The sequence below is a fragment of the Clostridium sp. C8 genome (assembly GCF_001010885.1).
Classification (GTDB): Bacteria; Bacillota; Clostridia; order Clostridiales; family Clostridiaceae; genus Clostridium; species Clostridium sartagoforme.
This window is the reverse complement of record NZ_LBMX01000032.1, coordinates 30684-51732: the sequence shown is the minus strand read 5'-3', so window position 1 is coordinate 51732 and position 21049 is coordinate 30684. Positions and strand designations below refer to the sequence as shown.

Here is a 21049-nt window from a genome sequence, read left to right as displayed (position 1 = left end):
ATTATGAAAAACCTCTTTTAAATAAATACTTATTTTTTAAATTTTATAGTTACTTTAAATAAATCTCCATCAATATCTATTTCAAAGCTTCCACCCTGAAGTTCTACTATACTTTTTGCTATAGCAAGTCCAAGTCCAGACCCTTCTGTACTTCTAGATTTATCACCCCTTTTAAATCTTTCAACTATTTCTTCTGCCGTGAAATCTAGCTGATATGATGATATATTTTTCATTATTACTATAACTTCCTCATCATTGCTTATAACCTCTATATATACTCTGGAATTTCTCATTGAATATTTAATAATGTTATTTACTAGGTTTTCAAATGCTCTAAAAGTTTTTCTACCATCTAAAAATAATATAGCTTTTGTTTCTGACCATTTAGTTATTACATTTAACTCTGCTAGCGATATTTTTTCTTCTAACTCCCCTAATATTTGTCTAAGTAATGATACTATATTTAATTCTTCTTTTTCAAATTCCATACTTCCAGATGTTACTTTTGAAGCCTCAAATAAATCTTCTATTAATATTTTAAGCCTCTTAGATTTTATATCTAAAACTTCTATATATTTGTCTCTTTTCTCTTGTGACAAATTTTCTTCCTTTAATAAATCTACATAATTTATTATTGATGTCAAAGGTGTTTTTAAATCATGTGATACATTGGTAATCAATTCACTTTTCATTCTTTCACTTTTAATTGCTTTGTCTAAAGCTCCATTAAGTCCTTCTTCTATATTTAACATATTACTTTCTATTTCTTTGAAAATTATCATTCTATTTTTCTTATATTCTTTTTCATATTTACCATCTGCTATTTTTCTTGATTTTATATTCAATATATTTGCTTCACCAAATACTATAATCACATAAGCTGTTAATATTATTAAATATACAATTACATATATTTGGGCTGTCATTACAGTTATATAGTTCCAATAGCTATAATAATTTATTAATATAGTGCACCATATAGCTAAAGCAGTCATAAAAATCATAGCACTTACTTTAAATGCTGTTGTACTAACAATATAACAGTTTTTTAATTTATCTATTACTATTATTATATATTTTTTTGTTAAGATATTTCCTAAGGCCCTTTTTCCTCCTATTATAAGAATCATATCCTTTATAAGTAAATAAGTTACTATTATTGCTACTATTGATAAAGCTATTATTTTGTTGGAATAACTATTACCACTATAATAAGGTATAACATTTGTTATAAGTTCTTTAATCGTGTTAACACATAATATAGGAATAAATATCTTAATATCTAATGGTAACTTTAAGTATAAACGTTCCATAAAGCCATTTTCATCTTTATTTTTATTTTTATATTTATAACTTAAAATTGCTAGTATCAAGGTTATTATTCCTGATGCTAAAGAAATAATACTATATCTTTTTAATGTATTTAAAGCTCCTTTCCTATAATCCCATTCATAATAAAGATTGTCCCCTTCATTTAAATTCTTTGGTATTCTATAATATTTAACTGTCTCTCTATTATAATAATCAATCAAATCTGGATAGACTTTGGATAATTCCTTAGAATACAAATTATTTTCATTATCATTTTTAGAATTTGGAAAATACATATAATAATAATTTTCATCTTCAAATTCCTTATTCTTTATCTTATATTCAAAGCTATTATCTTTTATATTAGTAATTTTTGCTCCAGTATTATCTTCAATGTAAAATTCAATATTTTTTGTTCTAGCTATAGTTTCAAATGTATTTATTTTTATATTATAGAAATAAGCATCTATATCATTATCTTCAGAAAGTATATTTTCTTTTGCTCTTTCAACATTTTCATTAATTTCATCTTCTGTTAATCCTTGACTTTTTCCCATACTTCTAATATTATTTTCAGATTCTTTCAAAAGATTTTCTTTTTCTTTTTTATCCCTTTCTTTTTCTGCCTTATATATATCTTGTCGTATAGTACCTTCCATATCCTCATATGCATATAAATAAGTTTTCAAAGTTTCATCAAAAGAATCAATATAACTTCTAATGTTATATTCATCATAAAAATTAGTTTTATGAATATATTTAGTATTTCTATATTCCGTTATTGTTTTTGTAAGTGATATTGAAAAAATTATTATTGATAAAATAACTAAGAATATATTTATTTCTTTATAAATTTTATTTTTTGTCAACTTTGTATCCAACTCCCCACACCACCTTTAAATATTGAGGATTTCTAGGGTCTACTTCTATCTTTTCCCTTATCCTCCTTATATGGACAGTTACCGTATCTACATTATATGCTATTTCATTCCATACTCTTTCATATATTTCCTCTATAGAAAATACACGTCCCAAGTTGCTCATAAGAAGACTTAGAATTTTAAATTCTATAGGAGTTAACTTAGCTTCTCTTCCATTAACTAAAACTTCCTTATTAGTGATATTTAACTCCAGTCCACCTACAGTTATTAGTCCTTTATTTTCTTCATTATTTATTGATGAAAACCTAGTATATCTTCTTATTTGCGAGTTAACTCTTGCTATTAACTCTAACGGATTAAATGGCTTAGTTATATAATCATCTGCACCTAAATTTAGTCCTAATATTTTATCTGAATCTTCTGATTTAGCAGATAACATTATTATTGGTATTTCCTTTTCTTTTCTTAATTCAATTGTTGCGCGAGTACCATCAAGGTTTGGCATCATTATATCCATTATTATTAAATGAATTGCTTCTTCTCTAGCAACCTTCAATGCTTGTATTCCATCATAAGCTATAAAAACATTATATCCTTCATTCATAAGATAGATTTCTATTGCTTCTGTTATCTCTTTATCATCATCTACCACCAAAATATTCAATTTATTCATATATCCCCCAAAAGTCTTTTTTATTAATATTTTAACATAATGTATATATTAAGTAACATCCTTATATTAATAATATTAATTTAAAGAAGTTACAAAGTTTATATCATATTTATTAAGGAATTCTTAAAAATATAGTTATTAATTAAATATCTATCTATAAATTAAATTGTAATATCTATCTATCAAATTTTTGAATTCTAATATATCAAAATGTCTCCCAACTCTTAGTGTTTCTTTTTTGTTAATGAACAATATCAAAATAGGTAAAGAAAATATATCATTTTGAGCTGCTAACTCCCTATGCTCCAATGCATTAATTTCAAGAAACCTAATTTCCTTGTAATCTCTAATAACATGTAGTACCTTCTCTTTTATTACATCGCAAGCACCACAAGTTGAACCACTAAAATATATTATACTTATCGAATTATTTTTTATTAATTTTTCCATAACTCCTCCAATTTTAATTTACTTATTATATTTATTATATCACTTACATAATTTATTTATAAAATGCTCTTTTTAGAGAAATACTAAAATAGGAGGTGTATAAAATGAAATCAAAAAATAAAATTTACTCATTCTTTTTATTAGCTTTATCTATAATCACTCTTATCTCCTTAATTCCTACTGCTTTAGTAAAAGGTACTGCATTAGGTGATTCTAAATTTGAGCTAAGACCATTACCATATGCTTATGATGCATTAGAACCTTATATTGATAAGGAAACTATGACCATTCATCATGATAAACATCAAAAAGCTTATGTAGATAATTTAAATAAAGCTATAGCAAAATATCCTGAATTATATTCTAAAGGCTTAGAAGGAATATTAAGGGATTTAGATTCAGTACCAGATGATATTAGAGAAACAGTTAGAAATAATGCTGGTGGCGTATATAATCATGAATTTTTCTGGACAATAATGTCTCCTAAAAAAGATCAAACACCCAAAGGAGATTTATTAGATGCAATTAATAGAGATTTTGAATCTTATGATAACTTTAAAAATCAATTTAAAGAAGCTGCTTTGAATAGATTTGGCTCTGGATGGGCTTGGTTAGTATCAAATAGTGATGGAAAATTATCAATAATATCTACTCCAAACCAAGATAGTCCTATTTCAACAGGACTAATCCCTATTATTGGTATTGATGTTTGGGAACATGCTTATTATCTTAAATATCAAAATAGACGTTCTGAATATATAGATAATTGGTGGAATGTAGTCAATTGGGAACAGGCTGAAAATAATTATAACAATAAAAAGTAAGCCATTATACAACTCATAAACATAGGTTACAGTTTAAAATGCATATTAATGCCTGATACTTATTAGTTTTAGTATATTTTTAATAACTCTAAAAATCAAAAAGCCTGCTGATTCCAGCAGGCTTTATTTTTATTTTCGTAATTTCAATTTAATTGTTAGCTACAAACTTTTCTCTGATTAAAATATTGTATTTTGCTCTTCTCTATCAAATATATGCATCATATTAGTATCAAATCCAAATTCTATTGGATCACCAATTTTATAATCATTAGCTGCTCTAGATTTTATTATGAAGTTAGCTCCGTCTTTCTTAAGGTGAATGTAAGTTTCTGCTCCTAAGTTTTCTTTTAAATCAACTTCACCCTTGAAAGTAACAACTCCTGGTTTAGATAATTCTTCTTTTGTATGGTAAATGTTTTCTGGTCTTATACCAACTATAACTTCTATATTTTCAGCATTCTTTTCTTTTACCATATTAACTTTATCTGCTGGAATTTCAACTAATTCATCAAATATTTTAACAAAGTTTTTTCCATCTTTAATTAAAGTTTGTCCATAAGTCATATTCATTTGAGGACTTCCTATAAATCCTGCAACGAAAAGATTTGCTGGATGATTGTATATTTCAGTTGGTGAATCAACTTGTTGAATAATACCATCTTTCATAACAACTATTCTTGTTCCCAAAGTCATAGCTTCTGTTTGATCATGTGTTACATATATGAATGTAGTCTGTAATTCATTATATAACTTAGAAATTTCTATTCTCATTTGAACTCTTAATTTAGCATCAAGGTTTGATAAAGGTTCATCCATTAAGAATACTTTAGGACTTCTAACTATAGCTCTTCCCATGGCAACCCTTTGTCTTTGTCCACCTGATAAAGCTTTTGGTTTTCTATCTAAAAGATGTTCAATATCTAGTATCTTTGCCGCTTCTCTAACTTTTTGATCTATTTCTTGCTTTGGTAGCTTTCTAAGTTTTAATCCAAATGCCATGTTTTCATAAACTGTCATATGAGGATATAATGCATAGTTTTGGAAAACCATTGCTATATCTCTATCTTTTGGAGCTACATCATTTACAAGTTTATCTCCAATATATAATTCTCCTCCGGATATTTCTTCTAAGCCTGCAATCATTCTTAATGTAGTTGACTTACCACATCCTGATGGTCCAACAAAAACTATAAATTCTCTGTCCTCAATGTCTAAATTAAAATCTTGAACTGCTTTAAATCCATTTTCGTATACTTTTTGAATATTTCTTAAACTTAATCCTGCCATAATTTTCTCCTCCAAATTTATATATTAATAAAATGCTAGTGGATTAACTCTTTTAATTAACCTTATCAAATTTTCGTCCATGGCTAATTGAAATCCTATTAGACCTTGAGATGTTTTCGCAATATAAATCTTGTCCTTTATTCCAGACTCCTTTAAATATGCTCTTACAATTTTAGTATTACTATTAACCATTTGTTCTGGGGTTTTCACACTTGATATGCTTCTTACACTGAAATTTCCCACTTCTTTTCTTTTACTTTTATTCATTATTTTAAATATTACTAATTCTTCACCAGTAAGCTCGTATTCATATTCAACTATGAGCTTTCTAGATAAAATAAATGCTACTAAGTATATTAAGGCAAAGATTGCAGCACCTATAAAATTAAGCATTGCTATAAATACTATTGTAATAACCAATACTACTTTAGATACATTGTTTAGTATCTTTTCTAAGTTACTATAATTTTTAGTCTGAAATTGTTCGTAAAAGCTATCCAAACTTCAACCCCCTCCTTTAATATCGTTTACAACTAGTTATGCTTTTATTATAGCTTGTTTTTTTTTAATTACAATCTTATTACCTTTAATCTATACTTTTCTTAAATTATGACTAATAAAAATTTAAATAAATTGTGAAATATCACAAATTAAAAATAAAAAGTAAAAGGTAACAGTATTCTAAAAAACTGCTACCTACTACCCATTACCTTCTACAAAAAATATAGTTTTATCTTATTTTTACTATTGATAATCTATGAAGTGCTCTAGTGCACATTATATATTTAATTAAATTATCAGTATTTTCATCAAAATCAATTATTATTACTGCATCAAATTCTAGGCCTTTTGCATAATAGGAAGGTATAAGAACTTTTCCCCCTTTATAGACAACATCTAGGTTATTAAATGCTAATATATTAGTATATTTCTTAAGTTCTGGAGCTATTATGTTTAACTCCTCTTTATCTTTCGTTATAATAGCTATATTTTCATACTTTTCTTCTTGGTAATCTTCTAATAAATTCAATATAACATCTATTAAATCTTCCTTATCATCTTTTGGTACTACTGTTTCTAAAACATCAAATTCACCTTTTCTTACAAATGGGACTATAGCATTTTCATCTAATATCTTACTTGCATATTCCATAATTTGATAAGTTGATCTATAACTCTTTTTTAATTCAAATAAACTAAAGAAATTCCCAAATATATCTTTTAACTTTAACATTGCTGGAACTTCTTCTACCTTTATAAGTCTTTGATTTGAATCCCCCACTATAGTATAACTTCTACATCCAGTTAATTCTTTAAGAACTATAAATTGAAGCATATTGTAATCTTGTGCTTCGTCAATAACTATATGTTTTATTTCTCTTTTGAACTTTCTTCCATCTAATTTTATCATCAAATATAAAATGGCCGCTAAATCTAAATAGGATAAAGTTTCAACATTTATAATCTTCTTATATATATTTATAATGCTGTCATTATCTATCCATTTTTCTATATCCTGTTTGACTTTTATAACTTCCCTTATTATATCTCTTATTTTAATTTTTCTTCTAAATTCAATATTATTTTCTTCTATTTCTAATTCTTGTTGTGATAGCTTTGATTTTTCTTCTTGTGCTTTTATATTAATTTCTCTTACCTTCTCATCTCTTTTTTCCTTTATCTTAGAAATTAATATTCTTTTTATCTTTTGACTTCTTCTAAATATAGGCATATATTTATAATGCTTATTGAATAGTTCTTTTATTTCTTCTATAGAAACTATTTCTTCACCTAAGAATTTAACTGCCTCTATATTAAAATAATTTTCTTCTATTTTTTCTATTTCAGTATTTAAAAATTCTATAAATTTATTTGATGACTTATATTTTATTTCATTGATTATTTTTTCGTTTCCATTTAGTACTTCTTCTAGATAAAAAGATATATCTATTACAGCTTCATTTAATCCTATTTCTTTATATGCAAAAGATAAAAATGTCTCATTTAATACTGCAGTTTCTCCTAAATTAGGTAATACCTCTGAAATATAATTCATAAATATATCATTAGGTCCTAAAATAAGTACTTTATCCGTTAACTGTTCTCTATAATTATATAAAAGATATGCTATCCTATGTAAAGCTATAGTTGTTTTTCCCGAACCTGCAACTCCATTTACAACAACAACTCTATTTCTATCAGCTCTTATTATTTCATCTTGTTCTTTTTGTATTGTATTTACAATATCCTTAAGCTTTTCTCCAGAGTTGGATGATAAAACCATTTGTAGTATCTCATCTTGTATATTTATATCTGAATCAAAATATCCTTCCAACTTAGCCTTTTTTACAATTAATTGTCTTCTTGATAATATATCTACTGGCATTTCTCCTTGTGGACTTTTATAACTTGTTTTGCCTAACATCCCTTTGTAAAATAAAGATGCAACCGGTGCTCTCCAATCTACTATTACTGGATCATAACTTTCTTCTGGAGTTAATCCATATCTTCCTATATACAATTCTTCTGAATATCCATCATCTATAAAGTTAACTTTCCCAAAATAAGGTGACTCTTTAAGCTTTACAAATTCACCTAATTTTTTATCTATCATTTTATATGATTCTTCCTTAATATATCTTTCGTGATCAAAATACTCCATTAATTTATCTTCATCATCTCTATATTCCTCAATATACTTTTTTCTATAATCAAGTATATATTCTGAAATACCTTTTCTCTTATCTATATATTTTAAAGTTTCTTCATTAAGAATATTTAATGTATTTTTTAAGTTTTCCTCTTCTTTTAATAATTCTATTTTATCCAAGAGTTACTCCCCCTTTGATTTTATATTTATATCATTAAGAAAGAGTGTAACAAGCAATTATGTACACCCTTTCATTAATTTATCCATTTTACATTATTTTAAACTTTTAAGATTTCTTATATTTCTATAACTTGGTTTGCATCTTTAACCTTTTTATTCTTTCTATCTCTTAGTTCTGGATATTTATCGTACACAAATTCCATAAACTCACTACCAAATATAGTTTCTTTTTCTAATAAGTACTCAGATATCTTATCAAGTAAATCTCTATTTTCTCTTAATAATTTTTTTGTGCTTTCATGACAAGTCCTTATTATTTTTAATATTTCTTCATCTATTAAAGTTGAGGTTTCATCACTACATTCTCTTACTGCTCTTCCATCTAGATATCTATTTTGAACTGATTCTAAAGCCATCATATCAAATTTATCTGTCATTCCATAAATAGTAACCATACTTCTAGCTGTTTTTGTTGCCCTTTCTATATCATTAGATGCTCCAGTTGAAAGTAAGTTAAATACTTCTTCTTCTGCTGATCTTCCACCTAACATGACCATTATTTGATTTGTTAGCTCTTCTTTAGAAACTAGATATTTCTCTTCTTCAGGTAATTGCATAGTGTAACCTAATGCTCCCATTGTTCTAGGTACTATAGTTATCTTGTGAACTGGATCTGTATTTTCTAATAGCGCAGCTACAAGGGCATGCCCAACTTCATGAAAGGCTACTATTCTCTTTTCCATAGGAGATAGTATCCTATCTTTCTTTTCTTTTCCTGCAATTATAACTTCTACAGCTTCCCTTAAGTCCTCTTGCATAACAAACTCTCTGCCATGTTTAACTGCTCTTAATGCTGCTTCATTTACTATATTTGCAAGGTCTGCACCTACTGCTCCTGGAGTACTTTTTGCTATTTCTTCTAAGTTTACATCATCCCCAAGTTTTACTCCTTTAGAATGAACTTTTAATATATCTATTCTTCCCTTTAAATCAGGTCTATCTACTATTACTCTTCTATCGAATCTTCCAGGTCTTAATAGTGCCTTATCTAATATTTCCGGTCTATTTGTTGCAGCTAAAACAACTATAGCCTTTGTAGAATCAAAACCATCCATTTGTGTTAATAATTGATTTAGAGTTTGCTCTCTTTCATCATTTGTTTGTATTTGAGAATCTCTACTTTTACCTATAGAATCTACTTCATCTATAAAAATAATACATGGTGCATTTTTTTCTGCTTCTTGGAAAAGATCTCTCACTTTTGCTGCACCCATTCCTGCAAACATCTCAACAAAATTTGATCCTGATATTGATAAGAAAGGTACATTTGCTTCACCAGCCACTGCTTTTGCTAATAATGTTTTACCTGTTCCTGGTGGACCAACTAATAATGCACCTTTAGGTAATTTAGCTCCTATACTAGTGTACTTACTAGCATTATTTAAATAATCTATTATTTCTTTTAATGATTCTTTTGCTTCATCTTGGCCTGCAACATCATCAAAAGTTATTTTTATATCATTTTCTTTATAAATCTTTGCATTACTTTTACCTAATCCCATCATAGGTGAACCACCCATTTTTCTTCCAACCTTGCCCATAAAAAATCTAATTATAAAGAAGAATATTATAGGCATTATTACCCAATCAAATATAAAATCAATTATATAATTATTCTTCATAGGCTCAGCCTTAAACTCTACTCCTGACTCCGTTAATATACTTACTAAATTGGGATCATTAACATTGCCAGTATATAGCATCTTGCCTTTTACTTTATTCGTACTATCTTCCTTTTTTAAAATTTGTATTTCACTAGATGAAATTATGACACTTTCAACTTCCTTATTTTCTATCATATTTAAAAATTCATTATAACTTACTTCTTGAGTAGTCATAAAATTTTTCGTTATGCTAAAAACATATAAAATTAGGAATGCCATAATTGCATACACTACAATATACTGCTTCTTTTTATCATCATTTTCTTCTGTATTTCTATTACTCATAATTCTTCCTTTCTAATCATTAACTATTTTATTTTTCCTAATTCATTAAAAGGATATACTTTTATTTGAGCTTTACCTTTTATATCTTCTTTAGATATATATGGATTAATCCAATATCTTGAATCTTTTGACCAAAGTCGATTATCTCCTAAAAAGAAATACTTTCCTTCTGGAACTTCATATTCTCCATTAAACTTATCTGTAGCACCTATATACTCTTCTTGTAACTCTTCACCATTCACTGAAACTATACCATTTTCAATTTTAACTTTATCTCCTGGTAAGCCTATTAATCTTTTTATTAATGAATCTTGAAGTTCTTCTGAGTAAAATACTATTATATCTCCTCGCTTAAGTTTATCTAAATTATATACTCTCGTAACAAAAAGCCTATCTCCAACATTTAAAGTTGGTACCATAGATTCTGATGGTATTAGAACCTTAAATAATAAAAACTTATTTATTAGAAAAGCTAATATTATTGCTGAGATTATTGGAACTGCCCATTCGTTAATGAAGTTTTTCATAGAATTTTTATTGCTTTTTTCTACTTTATTATCTTCATCTTTATTATTTGTATCAATCATTCTTTCCATAATCCTTTCATCATTGTATTAATTTTTTTATGTCTTAATTTTGTGGCCTCTTTATCTATAAGATATAAACCATCTCTTTTAAATAAAATGTCCCCTTCTTTTGCTATACCTACTATATCACTTTTTTTAATATCAATTAACTCATTAGCTTTTGTTTCCACTATAACATAATCATTTTCAATTCTATCTATTATATACTCTATATTATCCATAGTATGTTTGTATTTAATCACCTCTTTTTTTAATCTTATATTTTAGTATATCATATTTATTTAAAATTAAAATAGATTAAATGTTAATAAAAAATAGGATAAATGAATATCACTTATCCTACTTCTATTACATTATTTTATATTAAATCTCACTAGTTAATAACTCTTCATAACTTTGCCTTTTACAAACAATTTTGGCTTCACCATTTCTTACAAAAATAACTGCTGGTCTTAAGTTTTTATTGTATCCGCTAGCCATGGAAAAACCATAAGCTCCTGTTGCTAACACCGCAAGTATATCACCATTTTCAGCTTTTGGAAGACTTATATCCTGTATTAATATGTCACCTGATTCACAGCATTTTCCTGCTATTGTAATATTCTTTTCATTTTTATTGCTAGCTTTATTTGCTAATATTGCTTCATATTTTGCTCCATATAATGCCGGTCTTATATTATCACCCATTCCTCCATCTACAGCCGCATATGTTCTAATTCCTGGGATTTCCTTTATGGATCCTACAGTATATAGAGTAGTTCCTGCATTTGCTACAATTGATCTTCCAGGCTCAATTGTTAAAATTGGTTTTTTAAGTGATAACTTTTGGCAAACCTCATTAACTCTATTTAAGATTACATCACAATATTCCTTTGTTTCCTTAGGCTTATCTCCTTCTGAATAGTAAATTCCGAATCCTCCACCTAAATCTAATTCCTCAATTAGATGACCTGTCTCTTGTTTTATGCCATTTATAAAATTTAACATTACTTCAGCTGCATCTGCAAATGGTTCTGTTTCAAATATTTGTGAACCTATATGACAATGTAACCCTACTAATTCTATATTTTCTAATTCAATAGCCATCTTTACAGCATCCATTATTATATTTCCAACTGGGGCAAATCCAAATTTCGAATCTATCTGTCCTGTTTTAATATAATCATGAGTGTGAGCTTCTATACCTGGTGTAAGCCTTAAATAAATTTTTTGTATTTTATTATATTTTTCTGAAACCTTATTTATTTCTGTCATTTCCCATAAATTATCTACTACAAATCTACCTACTCCTAGTTTAATTCCAAACTCTATTTCTTCTAAGGTTTTATTGTTTCCATGAAAGTATATTTTATCCATTGGAAAATTAGCTTTATATGCAGTATATAATTCTCCCCCGGAAACTACATCTAAATAAAGCCCTTGTTCTTCTATAAGTTTACACATACCTACTGTCAAAAAAGCTTTTCCAGCAAATGCCACCCTATTATTTTCAGATTTAACTTTAAAACTTTCTATATATTCTCTACACTTATCTATTAAAAGCTGTTCATCCATAACATATAATGGAGTACCGTATTCATTAGCTAAATCCTTTGCCTTCAGTCCTCCAATGTATAAATCATTTCCTTCTATTTTACTTGCCCCAAATAATTTCATAAAATCTCCTCCAAAAATATAATTATAATAAAACCACCATGATATTACATAGTGGTAGATTTTCTTATGTTAAATAAAAAAATATAGACACTCACTATATATTTATTTTCCACCTATATATTTAGCCCTAAATCATATTATATGCATTATCTTTATAAATTGCTAAAATGCTTATTAATATCCATCCCTATATTTATCCATAAGATTTCCCATTACATCCCCTGATGGTGGTGGAGTATATGTTATAGCATTAGCTCCTGCTTCTATTGTTTTCATTATAGTTTCTTCCGTTGGACCTCCTGTCGCTATTATAGGAAAAGTTGGAAACTGCTCTCTTATTCTTCTAACAATTTCTGGTGTGTTTTTTCCTCCAGAAACATTTAATATAGTAGATCCAGCTTCTATTCTCTCTGCAGGATTTTCACATTCTGAAACAATGGTCACTATTACAGGTATATCTATAACTGTTCGTATTTTCTTTATTATTTCATTTGATGTTGGAGCATTAACTACCACTCCCATAGCACCTTTAAACTCTGCATCCAATGCTAAGTTTACAACCCTTTTTCCTTGAGTTATTCCACCACCTACGCCACAAAAAACTGGCACATCTGCTGCCATAACTAATGCTTGAGTTATAAGTGGTTGAGGAGTAAATGGATATACCGCTATTATAGCGTCTGCATTAGTATTTCTTATAATTGCAACATCAGTAGTAAATAATAATGATTTTATTCTTTTTCCAAATATTTTTATTCCGCTACATTCCCTTATGCAAGAAGGTACTTCTATCACATGGCTTCTTAATATTCCTTTTATCTCTGGTACTTGCTTAATTTTTTTCCCATCCACACTGAACTCCTCCTATTTTTATTTATATTTAACTAATTTTTAGATATAATTATATTATACTACTTTAGTACTATATAACTAGTTAATTTTATAAAATTAACTTAATTTATTCAACATTATTTTAAGTTTTTAATATTAATATTTATAGATATTTATTTTGAGAGGTGATTTTTATAGTAAAGAGGAAAATTTACTCCCCTTATATTGTTTTATTAGTAATGTATCTGTTCTTTATCTTGGTTGCATTTTTGCATGATTCTCCATCTGAAATATTTACTGGACTAAAAAAAATAATTTTAAGCCCAGATATTTTAATAACTGACTATGTTGAAATTGGTGGGATAGGTGCATCCTTATTTAATTCAGCTTTAACTAGTATTCTTTCTATGTTTCTTTTAATATTTATAGGTGTAAAACCTAATGGTTCAACAATCATGTCTTTATGGCTAATGACTGGCTTCGCTTTCTTTGGAAAAAACATTTTGAACATTTGGCCAATAATTATAGGTGTGTACTTATATTCTAGGTATCAAAAAGAACCCTTTCTTAATTATAGTCTAGTGGCTTTGCTTTCAACTACCTTAGCACCTACAGTAAGTCAGCTTAGTTTTACTGATCATTTTTCTACTTTATTTGCCTTAGTTTTAGGGCACGGCATAGGTATACTTACTGGATTTATAATAGCGCCTGTAGCTTCTCACTGTGTAAAGTCACATAATGGTTATAATTTATATAATGTAGGCTTTGCAGCAGGATTATTTGCAACACTTTTAATGTCTATTCTTAGAGCTGTAGGCATAGAGTTTGAAACTAGAATGATTTGGAATACAGGATCTAATTTAATATTTTCAATACTATTATTTACAATCTCTTTATACTTAATGGTAATAGGATTGTTTTATAATCCTCATCCTAAAGAAAAATTACTTTCTATCATAAAACAACCTGGTAGATTAGTTAGTGATTTCTATTTACTATTTGGAGAAACATGTTATATTAATATGAGTATCCTTGGTTTTATATCTACACTTTTAGTAATTTTTTTAGATGGAGACTTAAATGGTCCAACTATATCTGGAATATTCACTATAATTGGATTTGGAGCCTTTGGTAAACATTTACGAAATGTTGTTCCTATTATTATAGGTGCTCTAATAGGTGCTTTAATACACGTAAATCCTATAAATTCTCCATCCTTAATATTATCAATATTATTTTCTACAGCACTTTCTCCTATTGCCGGAAAATTCGGCATCAAAATAGGAATCTTAGCTGGATTTTTACATGTAAATATGGTTACCAATATAGGGTATCTTCATGGCGGCCTTAATTTATATAACAATGGATTAGCAGCAGGATTCGTAGCTATGATTTTAATTCCAATAATTAATGTTTTTAAAAAGGAGACTATATAAAATATGAAATTTAATTTTGAGAAAAACTTAAGAATAGTTAATGAACTAATGACATATCTTCATAAATTGGGTTGTAGTGATATTAATGTGAATTTACACACTGAAGAATCATACACTAATTTTATTATCTGGGGAAAAACCCAAGAAATTAATGACCTAGAATTATTTAATCTAAATAAACTATTAAATACTAAACGCCAACATGAATTAGAAGAGTATTATTGGAGCTTAGGTGGCGACTGTGAACTAGATGAGGAGCTTTCTTTAGTTGGAATGATGGTAGATACTGCAGAAATTAAATTCAATGATGGAATTCTAACTTTAAACATATTTAGAAGCCACTCTTAATATTCAATATTTTGATAATAAAAAGCAGTTGTAGATTTATTTAAAATAATTCGCAACTGCTTTTTATTATCAACTTTTAAGTTTTATTCTTATATAGCTTATACTACATTTAGCTGTTTCTTTATTTCTTCAAAAGGAAAATTTGCTCCTGGGCACTCTGTATTTCTTACATCTTTATGCCTTTTTAAATCAGTGATATTATATTTATTCATTAGGTATTTTGATAATTCGATAACACTAGTCATTTGTTGTGGAGTTAAATACTCATTGTTGAAGTTCCCTTCTAAAGCAATTCCAAAAGCCTTGCTATTGACACCTGGTGCATGTGATCCTACAGCATTTTCAGGTCTACCTCTGTATATAGTTCCATCTTTCCTTATATAAAAATGATATCCTATTCCAGACCATCCTCTATCTTTATGAATCTGATCTATTTGCTGAGGAGTCATATTATTATCTGCGGTATGATGATATACTATCATAGAAGGCTTTAAATTGTAAGTTAATGGAGTTGCCCAATTATATTCAACTTCATTAATTTTAAATTGTCGGTTTAAAAGCTTGTCTTTTAAGCTTCTTAATTTCTTCCTCATTATTACCCCAAACTTATTGATATATTAAAATTATATGTATTCTATTTCAATTTGTTAATATAAAGTTATGAGTAATAACTTTATTTATCTTCTTGATTTAACGTTTAATACCTTTTCAACAACTTTTGTTCCTATTATATCTTCCTTCATTTCATTTAGAGCATTTGAAAGTTTGCTCCATCCCATTCCTTCAACCTCATTAGATTTTTTTATTTGTCCTGATACAAAATCTGCAACAAATGTTATCATTAGAATTTCTTTATCTTTAACATAATCAGACCCAAGATAAGTTATATTATTTATTTCAATTCCTGCTTCTTCTTTTACCTCTCTATAAACTGCTTCTTCTGCGGTTTCATTATTTCCAACATATCCAGATAGTAATACCTTAGAATTCTCGTATATGTAGCTTTGTTTTAATAATAATATTTCATCTTCCTTAATTATAGCTACCATTATGCATGGTTTTGGTGTGTCAAAAAACATCAAATCATCATGTAAGCAATAAGGCACACCCCCTTCATCCCAACTATATTTTTCCTCTAACTCTCTTCCACATAAAGGACAAAACTTGTACTTCATATTACACCTCTTAATTCTCTAAATAAATCTTTATTACAACTTCTATGTTATTTATAATATTATATCAACAATATCATTTATTTCAATTCCCTCTTCATAAACTATACAATTATATGCCATTATATCAACATTGCTTTTCTTTGCAAGTCTTAAGGCTTCACCGAATCCTGGATCTGTCAAATCATTAGGTGAAAAAGTTTTTACATTATCTAGCTGTATCAAAAATAAAATTCCAGCTCCAAATCCTTGCTTTTTAGCTTCTATTAATTCTAATATGTGTCTTGCACCTCTTTCAGTTGGTGCATCTGGAAATCTACAATGACCATTTTCTTCTAAAGTTACTCCCTTAACTTCAAGATAATATATATTATTATCTTTTTCTGTAGATAACTTAAAATCAAATCTACTCTTTCCAAAAGTTTTTTCTCTTTCAATCTTTTCATACTTCTTTAAAAGATTAATTTTTTTATTTATTAAAGCTTCATTAACTACTTTATTTGGTATTTGTGAATCTATATTGATTAATATATCATCCTTAATAGCAGCTATTAAATCATATTTAGTTTTTCTATTTGGATTTAGTTCTTCTCTTAAAAAAATTTTTGTTCCTTCTTTAAGTATTTCTCTACATCTTCCTGTATTAGGTACATGAACAACTATTTCTTCTCCATTTAATATAACATTTGCATTAAATCTATTTGGTCTTTTTTTAAATATTCCTTCATATATTTTTTTATTATACTTCATATATCTCTCCTCAATTTTAATATTTTTTATATTTACAACATTTTTTTACATTAATTTTATCCACAGGTAATAAAAAAACATAAGTTGTCCACAGGCAAGTTTATAAAACATCCCCATTTTATCTATATTTATGGTATTATTGTAACATTATCCACAGTTTTTATCCACATTTTGTACAAACCGTGGATAACTCTATTTCTTAAAAATATAAATACTTTTTTCCTTGTTGCATCTTACTACATATACTAATCTTATTCATCAATAATCATCATATTGTTACAAACATATATTCTTTACATATATATTGTGTCAATACCCTTTAGAAAAGTTTTCAACAGTTTTTTCAACTTGTCCACATTTTGTGGATAACTTTCCACAGTTTTAACACTTTTCCACTATAAATGACCTTATTTTATTCCTAAAAAGTCTTATTTTAATTAATTTGTTAATAAATATTTTAAGAAAGCTAAGTAATCAAAATATTAGTTAGCTTTCTTAAAAACTATTATTTAATTACTGGTAATGAACTTAAATTATTATTTTCATTTTCATCTGGAAGACTTCTTAAATATTCCTCTCCTTTTCTAGAAACTCCAACTGCAACTCCTGCTATTTGACCATTTTTAGCCATTTGCACCCCTTCTTCTTTATTTATCCTTTTTCCATTTGAAAGTTCATATCCAACTATTTCCCCAGAATTCTTAATTATTGCTCTTATTGATTGTGCATCATTATTTGGTGTTGGAACATCCTTATTTATATTTCTTGGAAGGTCTCCAATCATTTCATTTTTTTCCTTCATAATAACACCTCCTATTAATTATACTTTTATTTTATCCATTAAAAATTCTTTAATACTTTTTATTTTTAAACCAAAATTTTCTTATTCAATCCTTCCACTCCAAGTCACCGTAAACTTACATATAACCTTTCAAAAGCTAGAGGAAAAAGTTATAAATAGTTATCCATATGATAAACTTTTTATAACTTGTATAAAAATAAAAAGGATAATTTTCATTATCCTTTTTACCCTAAAATTTTTTCAGCCTGTTCTTTTAATAATTTAATATTATTTTCTGCATCTACAGTTGTAAAATTATAAACATCTGTAAAGTTATAAAAATAATTTGCAATTGCTATTTTTGTGGCTCTAGTAATTTTTAATTCACTAGCTAAATTTTCTAAAAAATCTACTTCTTTATCTTCATACTCACCATCAACTAAAGATAATCCTACTAATTCAAAATATATAATCCTCTTAGATCTATCACTGGACTTTCTTATTACTTCTATTATGTCCTCATATTTAAGATTATAAATTTCCTTATCTTCTATTTCTAATTCCTCTTTATATTCCTTTAAAAGTACTTTTTCTTCCTTCGCAAACTCATTATCTACATCTGCAAAAATTGAAACTAGGTTTATAAAAGCAATACCTTCTTCTTTATTTAATTCTTTCAAAAACATATTCGTATCCCCCTATTTAAAAATTTCTTATATTTATTATATTACTATTAATTAAACAATTTATATATATCTTTAAATCTTTTTTCTTCCTCTATATTTCCAGTCAATTTATTAACTTCACTTATCAATAAATATATTTCTTTATTATATGGATTTATCGATAATGCTTTTTTTAATAATTCATGCGCTTCATATATTTTTTCTATATCATCTATATTTAGAAGTTCCTTAGATATCTTTAGTATTTCATCAACTCTAAATTCTATATTATCATTATTTTTTCTTTCAATTTCATCTAATACTAGATTTATTCTGTCAGGTGAAAAAGGTTTTTGAAGATATATAAGTGCTCCTAATTTTGTACATTCTATTGCATTTTTTACTGTTGCAAAAGCAGTCATTATAACAACAGGGCAAGCACTTCTAACTTCTTTAATTCCTTTTAACACTTCAGTGCCACTTATTCCAGGCATTCTTATATCTAAAAATATTAAATCTATTTTTTCACTTTTATCATTTATTATATTTAATGCCTCTATACCATTATCTGCAGTAACTACTTTATAACCTCTTAATTCTAAACAAGTACTTAATAATATTCTTATATTTTTAGTATCATCAATAACTAAAACTCTTTTCATATACTCATCTCCTACTAGCTTCATGATAATGGAATAGTAAATATAAATTTACTTCCAAATCCCAATTCACTTTCACACCATATCTTTCCTTCATGCATCTCTACAACTTCTTTGGCTATAGAAAGTCCTAGTCCTGTGCTTTCTTCAGGTATTTCAAAACCTTCTACTCTAACAAATTTTTCAAACACTTTTTCTAAATAATTATTAGGTATCCCTCTACCAGTATCTATTACACATATATATATCTTTTTATTCTTAACATACGTCTTTAATTTAACTGACCCCTTTTCTGTATATCTTATTGCATTAGATACTAAGTTATTTAATACCCATTTTATTTTTTCTTCATCTATTTTAGCCTCTGGTAATTCTTTTTCCAAATCTAACATGATATCTAAACCCTTATCTATTGCTTGAGTCTTAAAATTTGTTGCACAGCTCTCTATTAATTCATTTACATTGCTTATTTTCATATTAAATGTAGTTGAATTTGAGTGTATTTGAGATATCTTTAAAAGGTTAGATACTAATTCATTCAATTTTTGTGTATCTTCTTTAATAGTTTCTACTATATTTTGTTGTTTTTCATTTAGTACTCCTATACTACTATTATTTATTAATCCAATTCCCATCATTATAGATGTTAATGGGGTCTTTAGCTCATGAGATATAGTGCCTATAAAGTTTGCTTTAACAATTTCTAATTCTTTTAGACTAGTGATATTTTTAAATAATACTACTACTCCATTAACTTTTTCTTCTGGGCCTTTAATTATTGTTAGTGTCAAATTAAAAAAATACTTTTTATTATTTCTTTTTATTTCAATTATTTTTTCTTTATCCTCATACTTTAAATTAGTTTCACATCTAATATATTCATAGACCTCTGGTAAATTTATAATTTCTAGTAAAGCTTTATTGGTAAATTTCTTTTCGTTAATATCAAAGAAATTTTGTCCTTCATCATTTATAAATTGAACTTTATATTCATTGTCTAATAATATTATCGGATCGGATATACTTTTAATTATACTCAAAGATTTATTCTTCTCTGCCATTAAATAATCTTCAGCATTCTTTTCAAAGTCATGCAATCTATTAGTCATATTATTAAATTCCTTTGCTAATAGTCCAATTTCATCTTGATATATTACTGGAGCTTGTTTATTTAAATTACCTTCTTTTACTGACTTCACAGCATTTATTAATAAATGTATTGGATTAAAGTATCTATTAGTTAAAAACATAGCTATAGATCCTCCAATTATGGCTCCAATTATAGAAACAAACATAACGAAATATATTGATGAATTTCCATTAGCCTTAAGCATTTGTTGCTTTTTAAACATAGCATCTTCATTTAATTGCTTTAACTCTTGTAAACTTTTATTAATTAGCACAACATCATTGGTTATTGTTTTTTCATAAATTTTTACTAATTCTTCATGGTTTTGTCCATTATTATAATCTTGTAGACTTGAAAATGATTTACTAAATTCTATATATTGTAAGTTAACTGTATCTATTAATTCTATTTCCCCAGGTTCAGTTATATTACCCTTTTCAATATAGAACCACTTATAAAATTCATCATCATTTACGTGAAATAAATTTAATGCCTCTTCTTTATTTCCCTGTAGGTATATTAATATAGCCTTATCTTGATTATAAATACAATTAGTCATATTATTAATTGTATTTATACTTTTGTAATTATTTCCTATAAAAATATCTGTGGATGTCTTTATTTTGTACATATTAATAGTAGATACAATACCTACTATTATTATAATAACTACTAAAGTTATATATATTGTCGTAAATTTTTTCTTTAAGAAATTAGTCATAAAATTAACCTTCTATCTTAAAATATTAACTCTATCTTAATTATATATA

General features: G+C 26.8%; 21 protein-coding genes. 3 read left to right on the top strand and 18 right to left on the bottom strand.

What is annotated here, in order from left to right; translation table 11 throughout:
• Positions 1-29: 29 nt before the first annotated feature.
• The 3 genes from AAT22_RS04615 to AAT22_RS04605 form a co-directional block, all read right to left on the bottom strand.
• Complete coding sequence (locus AAT22_RS04615) at positions 30-2192, bottom strand: sensor histidine kinase (RefSeq protein WP_016208063.1); 2163 nt, start codon at positions 2190-2192, stop codon at positions 30-32.
• Positions 2167-2865 carry a response regulator transcription factor gene (locus tag AAT22_RS04610; RefSeq protein WP_016208064.1) on the bottom strand — a complete coding sequence of 233 codons (699 nt, stop codon included), beginning with the start codon at positions 2863-2865 and terminating at the stop codon, positions 2167-2169. The genes AAT22_RS04615 and AAT22_RS04610 overlap by 26 nt, the downstream gene beginning before the upstream one ends.
• 150 nt (positions 2866-3015) lie before the next feature.
• The gene (locus AAT22_RS04605) at positions 3016-3315 is read right to left on the bottom strand and encodes a thioredoxin family protein (protein ID WP_016208065.1); all 300 of its coding nucleotides are present in this window, start codon (positions 3313-3315) and stop codon (positions 3016-3018) included.
• A 104-nt stretch (positions 3316-3419) separates the two neighbouring features.
• Here AAT22_RS04605 and AAT22_RS04600 point away from each other — a divergent pair, with 104 nt between their 5' ends.
• Complete coding sequence (locus AAT22_RS04600; protein WP_052953908.1) at positions 3420-4139, top strand: superoxide dismutase; 720 nt, start codon at positions 3420-3422, stop codon at positions 4137-4139.
• Between the two features lie 177 nt (positions 4140-4316).
• Here AAT22_RS04600 and ugpC read toward each other — a convergent pair whose 3' ends face one another.
• The 8 genes from ugpC to AAT22_RS04560 form a co-directional block, all read right to left on the bottom strand.
• On the bottom strand, positions 4317-5426 hold the full coding sequence (gene ugpC, locus AAT22_RS04595) for a sn-glycerol-3-phosphate ABC transporter ATP-binding protein UgpC (RefSeq protein ID WP_016208067.1): 1110 nt from the start codon (positions 5424-5426) through the stop codon (positions 4317-4319).
• Between the two features lie 24 nt (positions 5427-5450).
• Complete coding sequence (locus AAT22_RS04590; RefSeq protein ID WP_016208068.1) at positions 5451-5927, bottom strand: hypothetical protein; 477 nt, start codon at positions 5925-5927, stop codon at positions 5451-5453.
• Positions 5928-6156: 229 nt separating this feature from the next.
• Entirely contained in the window at positions 6157-8256 is a 2100-nt protein-coding gene (locus AAT22_RS04585) for a UvrD-helicase domain-containing protein (protein WP_047000407.1), read from the bottom strand.
• Between the two features lie 116 nt (positions 8257-8372).
• On the bottom strand, positions 8373-10265 hold the full coding sequence (gene ftsH / locus AAT22_RS04580; protein WP_016208070.1) for an ATP-dependent zinc metalloprotease FtsH: 1893 nt from the start codon (positions 10263-10265) through the stop codon (positions 8373-8375).
• Between the two features lie 23 nt (positions 10266-10288).
• Positions 10289-10852, bottom strand: a complete 564-nt coding sequence (gene lepB / locus AAT22_RS04575) for a signal peptidase I (RefSeq protein WP_016208071.1) — start codon at positions 10850-10852, stop codon at positions 10289-10291.
• Positions 10849-11073 carry a DUF3006 domain-containing protein gene (locus AAT22_RS04570; protein WP_047000406.1) on the bottom strand — a complete coding sequence of 75 codons (225 nt, stop codon included), beginning with the start codon at positions 11071-11073 and terminating at the stop codon, positions 10849-10851. Before AAT22_RS04570 ends, lepB begins: the two co-directional genes overlap by 4 nt.
• 142 nt (positions 11074-11215) lie before the next feature.
• Entirely contained in the window at positions 11216-12508 is a 1293-nt protein-coding gene (lysA, locus tag AAT22_RS04565) for a diaminopimelate decarboxylase (RefSeq protein WP_016208073.1), read from the bottom strand.
• A 174-nt stretch (positions 12509-12682) separates the two neighbouring features.
• Positions 12683-13360, bottom strand: coding sequence for a dihydrodipicolinate synthase/N-acetylneuraminate lyase (locus AAT22_RS04560; protein WP_016208074.1), 678 nt, complete (start codon positions 13358-13360; stop codon positions 12683-12685).
• A gap of 236 nt (positions 13361-13596) precedes the next feature.
• On the opposite strand from AAT22_RS04560, the gene AAT22_RS04555 reads away from it, so the two are divergent.
• Entirely contained in the window at positions 13597-14775 is a 1179-nt protein-coding gene (locus AAT22_RS04555) for a DUF1576 domain-containing protein (RefSeq protein ID WP_242849788.1), read from the top strand.
• Positions 14776-14778: 3 nt separating this feature from the next.
• Positions 14779-15123 (top strand): hypothetical protein, encoded by a 345-nt coding sequence (locus tag AAT22_RS04550; RefSeq protein WP_047000404.1) that lies wholly within the window; start codon positions 14779-14781, stop codon positions 15121-15123.
• A gap of 98 nt (positions 15124-15221) precedes the next feature.
• Here the strand turns inward: AAT22_RS04550 and AAT22_RS04545 are convergent, their stop codons facing one another.
• The 7 genes from AAT22_RS04545 to AAT22_RS04515 all read right to left on the bottom strand — a co-directional run bounded on the left by AAT22_RS04545 (position 15222) and on the right by AAT22_RS04515 (position 21000).
• On the bottom strand, positions 15222-15716 hold the full coding sequence (locus AAT22_RS04545; RefSeq protein WP_047000403.1) for a peptidoglycan recognition family protein: 495 nt from the start codon (positions 15714-15716) through the stop codon (positions 15222-15224).
• Positions 15717-15800: 84 nt separating this feature from the next.
• Positions 15801-16298: an NUDIX domain-containing protein gene (locus AAT22_RS04540; protein ID WP_016208078.1), complete on the bottom strand. Its 498-nt coding sequence runs from the start codon at positions 16296-16298 to the stop codon at positions 15801-15803.
• A gap of 51 nt (positions 16299-16349) precedes the next feature.
• Positions 16350-17045, bottom strand: a complete 696-nt coding sequence (sfsA, locus tag AAT22_RS04535) for a DNA/RNA nuclease SfsA (RefSeq protein WP_016208079.1) — start codon at positions 17043-17045, stop codon at positions 16350-16352.
• Positions 17046-17550: 505 nt separating this feature from the next.
• Complete coding sequence (locus AAT22_RS04530) at positions 17551-17847, bottom strand: DUF3892 domain-containing protein (RefSeq protein ID WP_047000402.1); 297 nt, start codon at positions 17845-17847, stop codon at positions 17551-17553.
• 224 nt (positions 17848-18071) lie between these two features.
• Positions 18072-18512, bottom strand: coding sequence for a hypothetical protein (locus AAT22_RS04525; protein WP_047000401.1), 441 nt, complete (start codon positions 18510-18512; stop codon positions 18072-18074).
• A gap of 47 nt (positions 18513-18559) precedes the next feature.
• The gene (locus AAT22_RS04520; RefSeq protein WP_047000400.1) at positions 18560-19153 is read right to left on the bottom strand and encodes a response regulator; all 594 of its coding nucleotides are present in this window, start codon (positions 19151-19153) and stop codon (positions 18560-18562) included.
• 20 nt (positions 19154-19173) lie between these two features.
• On the bottom strand, positions 19174-21000 hold the full coding sequence (locus AAT22_RS04515; RefSeq protein ID WP_047000399.1) for an ATP-binding protein: 1827 nt from the start codon (positions 20998-21000) through the stop codon (positions 19174-19176).
• Positions 21001-21049: the final 49 nt, after the last annotated feature.

Bases quoted from the DNA above. Each gene is read 5' to 3' on its own strand.
- ftsH (WP_016208070.1), bottom strand. From the start codon at position 10,265: ATGAGTAATAGAAATACAGAAGAAAATGATGATAAAAAGAAGCAGTAT.
- AAT22_RS04540 (WP_016208078.1), bottom strand. From the start codon at position 16,298: ATGAAGTACAAGTTTTGTCCTTTATGTGGAAGAGAGTTAGAGGAAAAA.
- AAT22_RS04525 (WP_047000401.1), bottom strand. From the start codon at position 18,512: ATGTTTTTGAAAGAATTAAATAAAGAAGAAGGTATTGCTTTTATAAAC.
- lysA (WP_016208073.1), bottom strand. From the start codon at position 12,508: ATGAAATTATTTGGGGCAAGTAAAATAGAAGGAAATGATTTATACATT.
- AAT22_RS04530 (WP_047000402.1), bottom strand. From the start codon at position 17,847: ATGAAGGAAAAAAATGAAATGATTGGAGACCTTCCAAGAAATATAAAT.
- lepB (WP_016208071.1), bottom strand. From the start codon at position 10,852: ATGATTGATACAAATAATAAAGATGAAGATAATAAAGTAGAAAAAAGC.
- AAT22_RS04515 (WP_047000399.1), bottom strand. From the start codon at position 21,000: ATGACTAATTTCTTAAAGAAAAAATTTACGACAATATATATAACTTTA.
- AAT22_RS04610 (WP_016208064.1), bottom strand. From the start codon at position 2,865: ATGAATAAATTGAATATTTTGGTGGTAGATGATGATAAAGAGATAACA.
- AAT22_RS04600 (WP_052953908.1), top strand. From the start codon at position 3,420: ATGAAATCAAAAAATAAAATTTACTCATTCTTTTTATTAGCTTTATCT.
- ugpC (WP_016208067.1), bottom strand. From the start codon at position 5,426: ATGGCAGGATTAAGTTTAAGAAATATTCAAAAAGTATACGAAAATGGA.
- AAT22_RS04520 (WP_047000400.1), bottom strand. From the start codon at position 19,153: ATGAAAAGAGTTTTAGTTATTGATGATACTAAAAATATAAGAATATTA.
- AAT22_RS04545 (WP_047000403.1), bottom strand. From the start codon at position 15,716: ATGAGGAAGAAATTAAGAAGCTTAAAAGACAAGCTTTTAAACCGACAA.
- AAT22_RS04605 (WP_016208065.1), bottom strand. From the start codon at position 3,315: ATGGAAAAATTAATAAAAAATAATTCGATAAGTATAATATATTTTAGT.
- sfsA (WP_016208079.1), bottom strand. From the start codon at position 17,045: ATGAAGTATAATAAAAAAATATATGAAGGAATATTTAAAAAAAGACCA.
- AAT22_RS04550 (WP_047000404.1), top strand. From the start codon at position 14,779: ATGAAATTTAATTTTGAGAAAAACTTAAGAATAGTTAATGAACTAATG.
- AAT22_RS04570 (WP_047000406.1), bottom strand. From the start codon at position 11,073: ATGGATAATATAGAGTATATAATAGATAGAATTGAAAATGATTATGTT.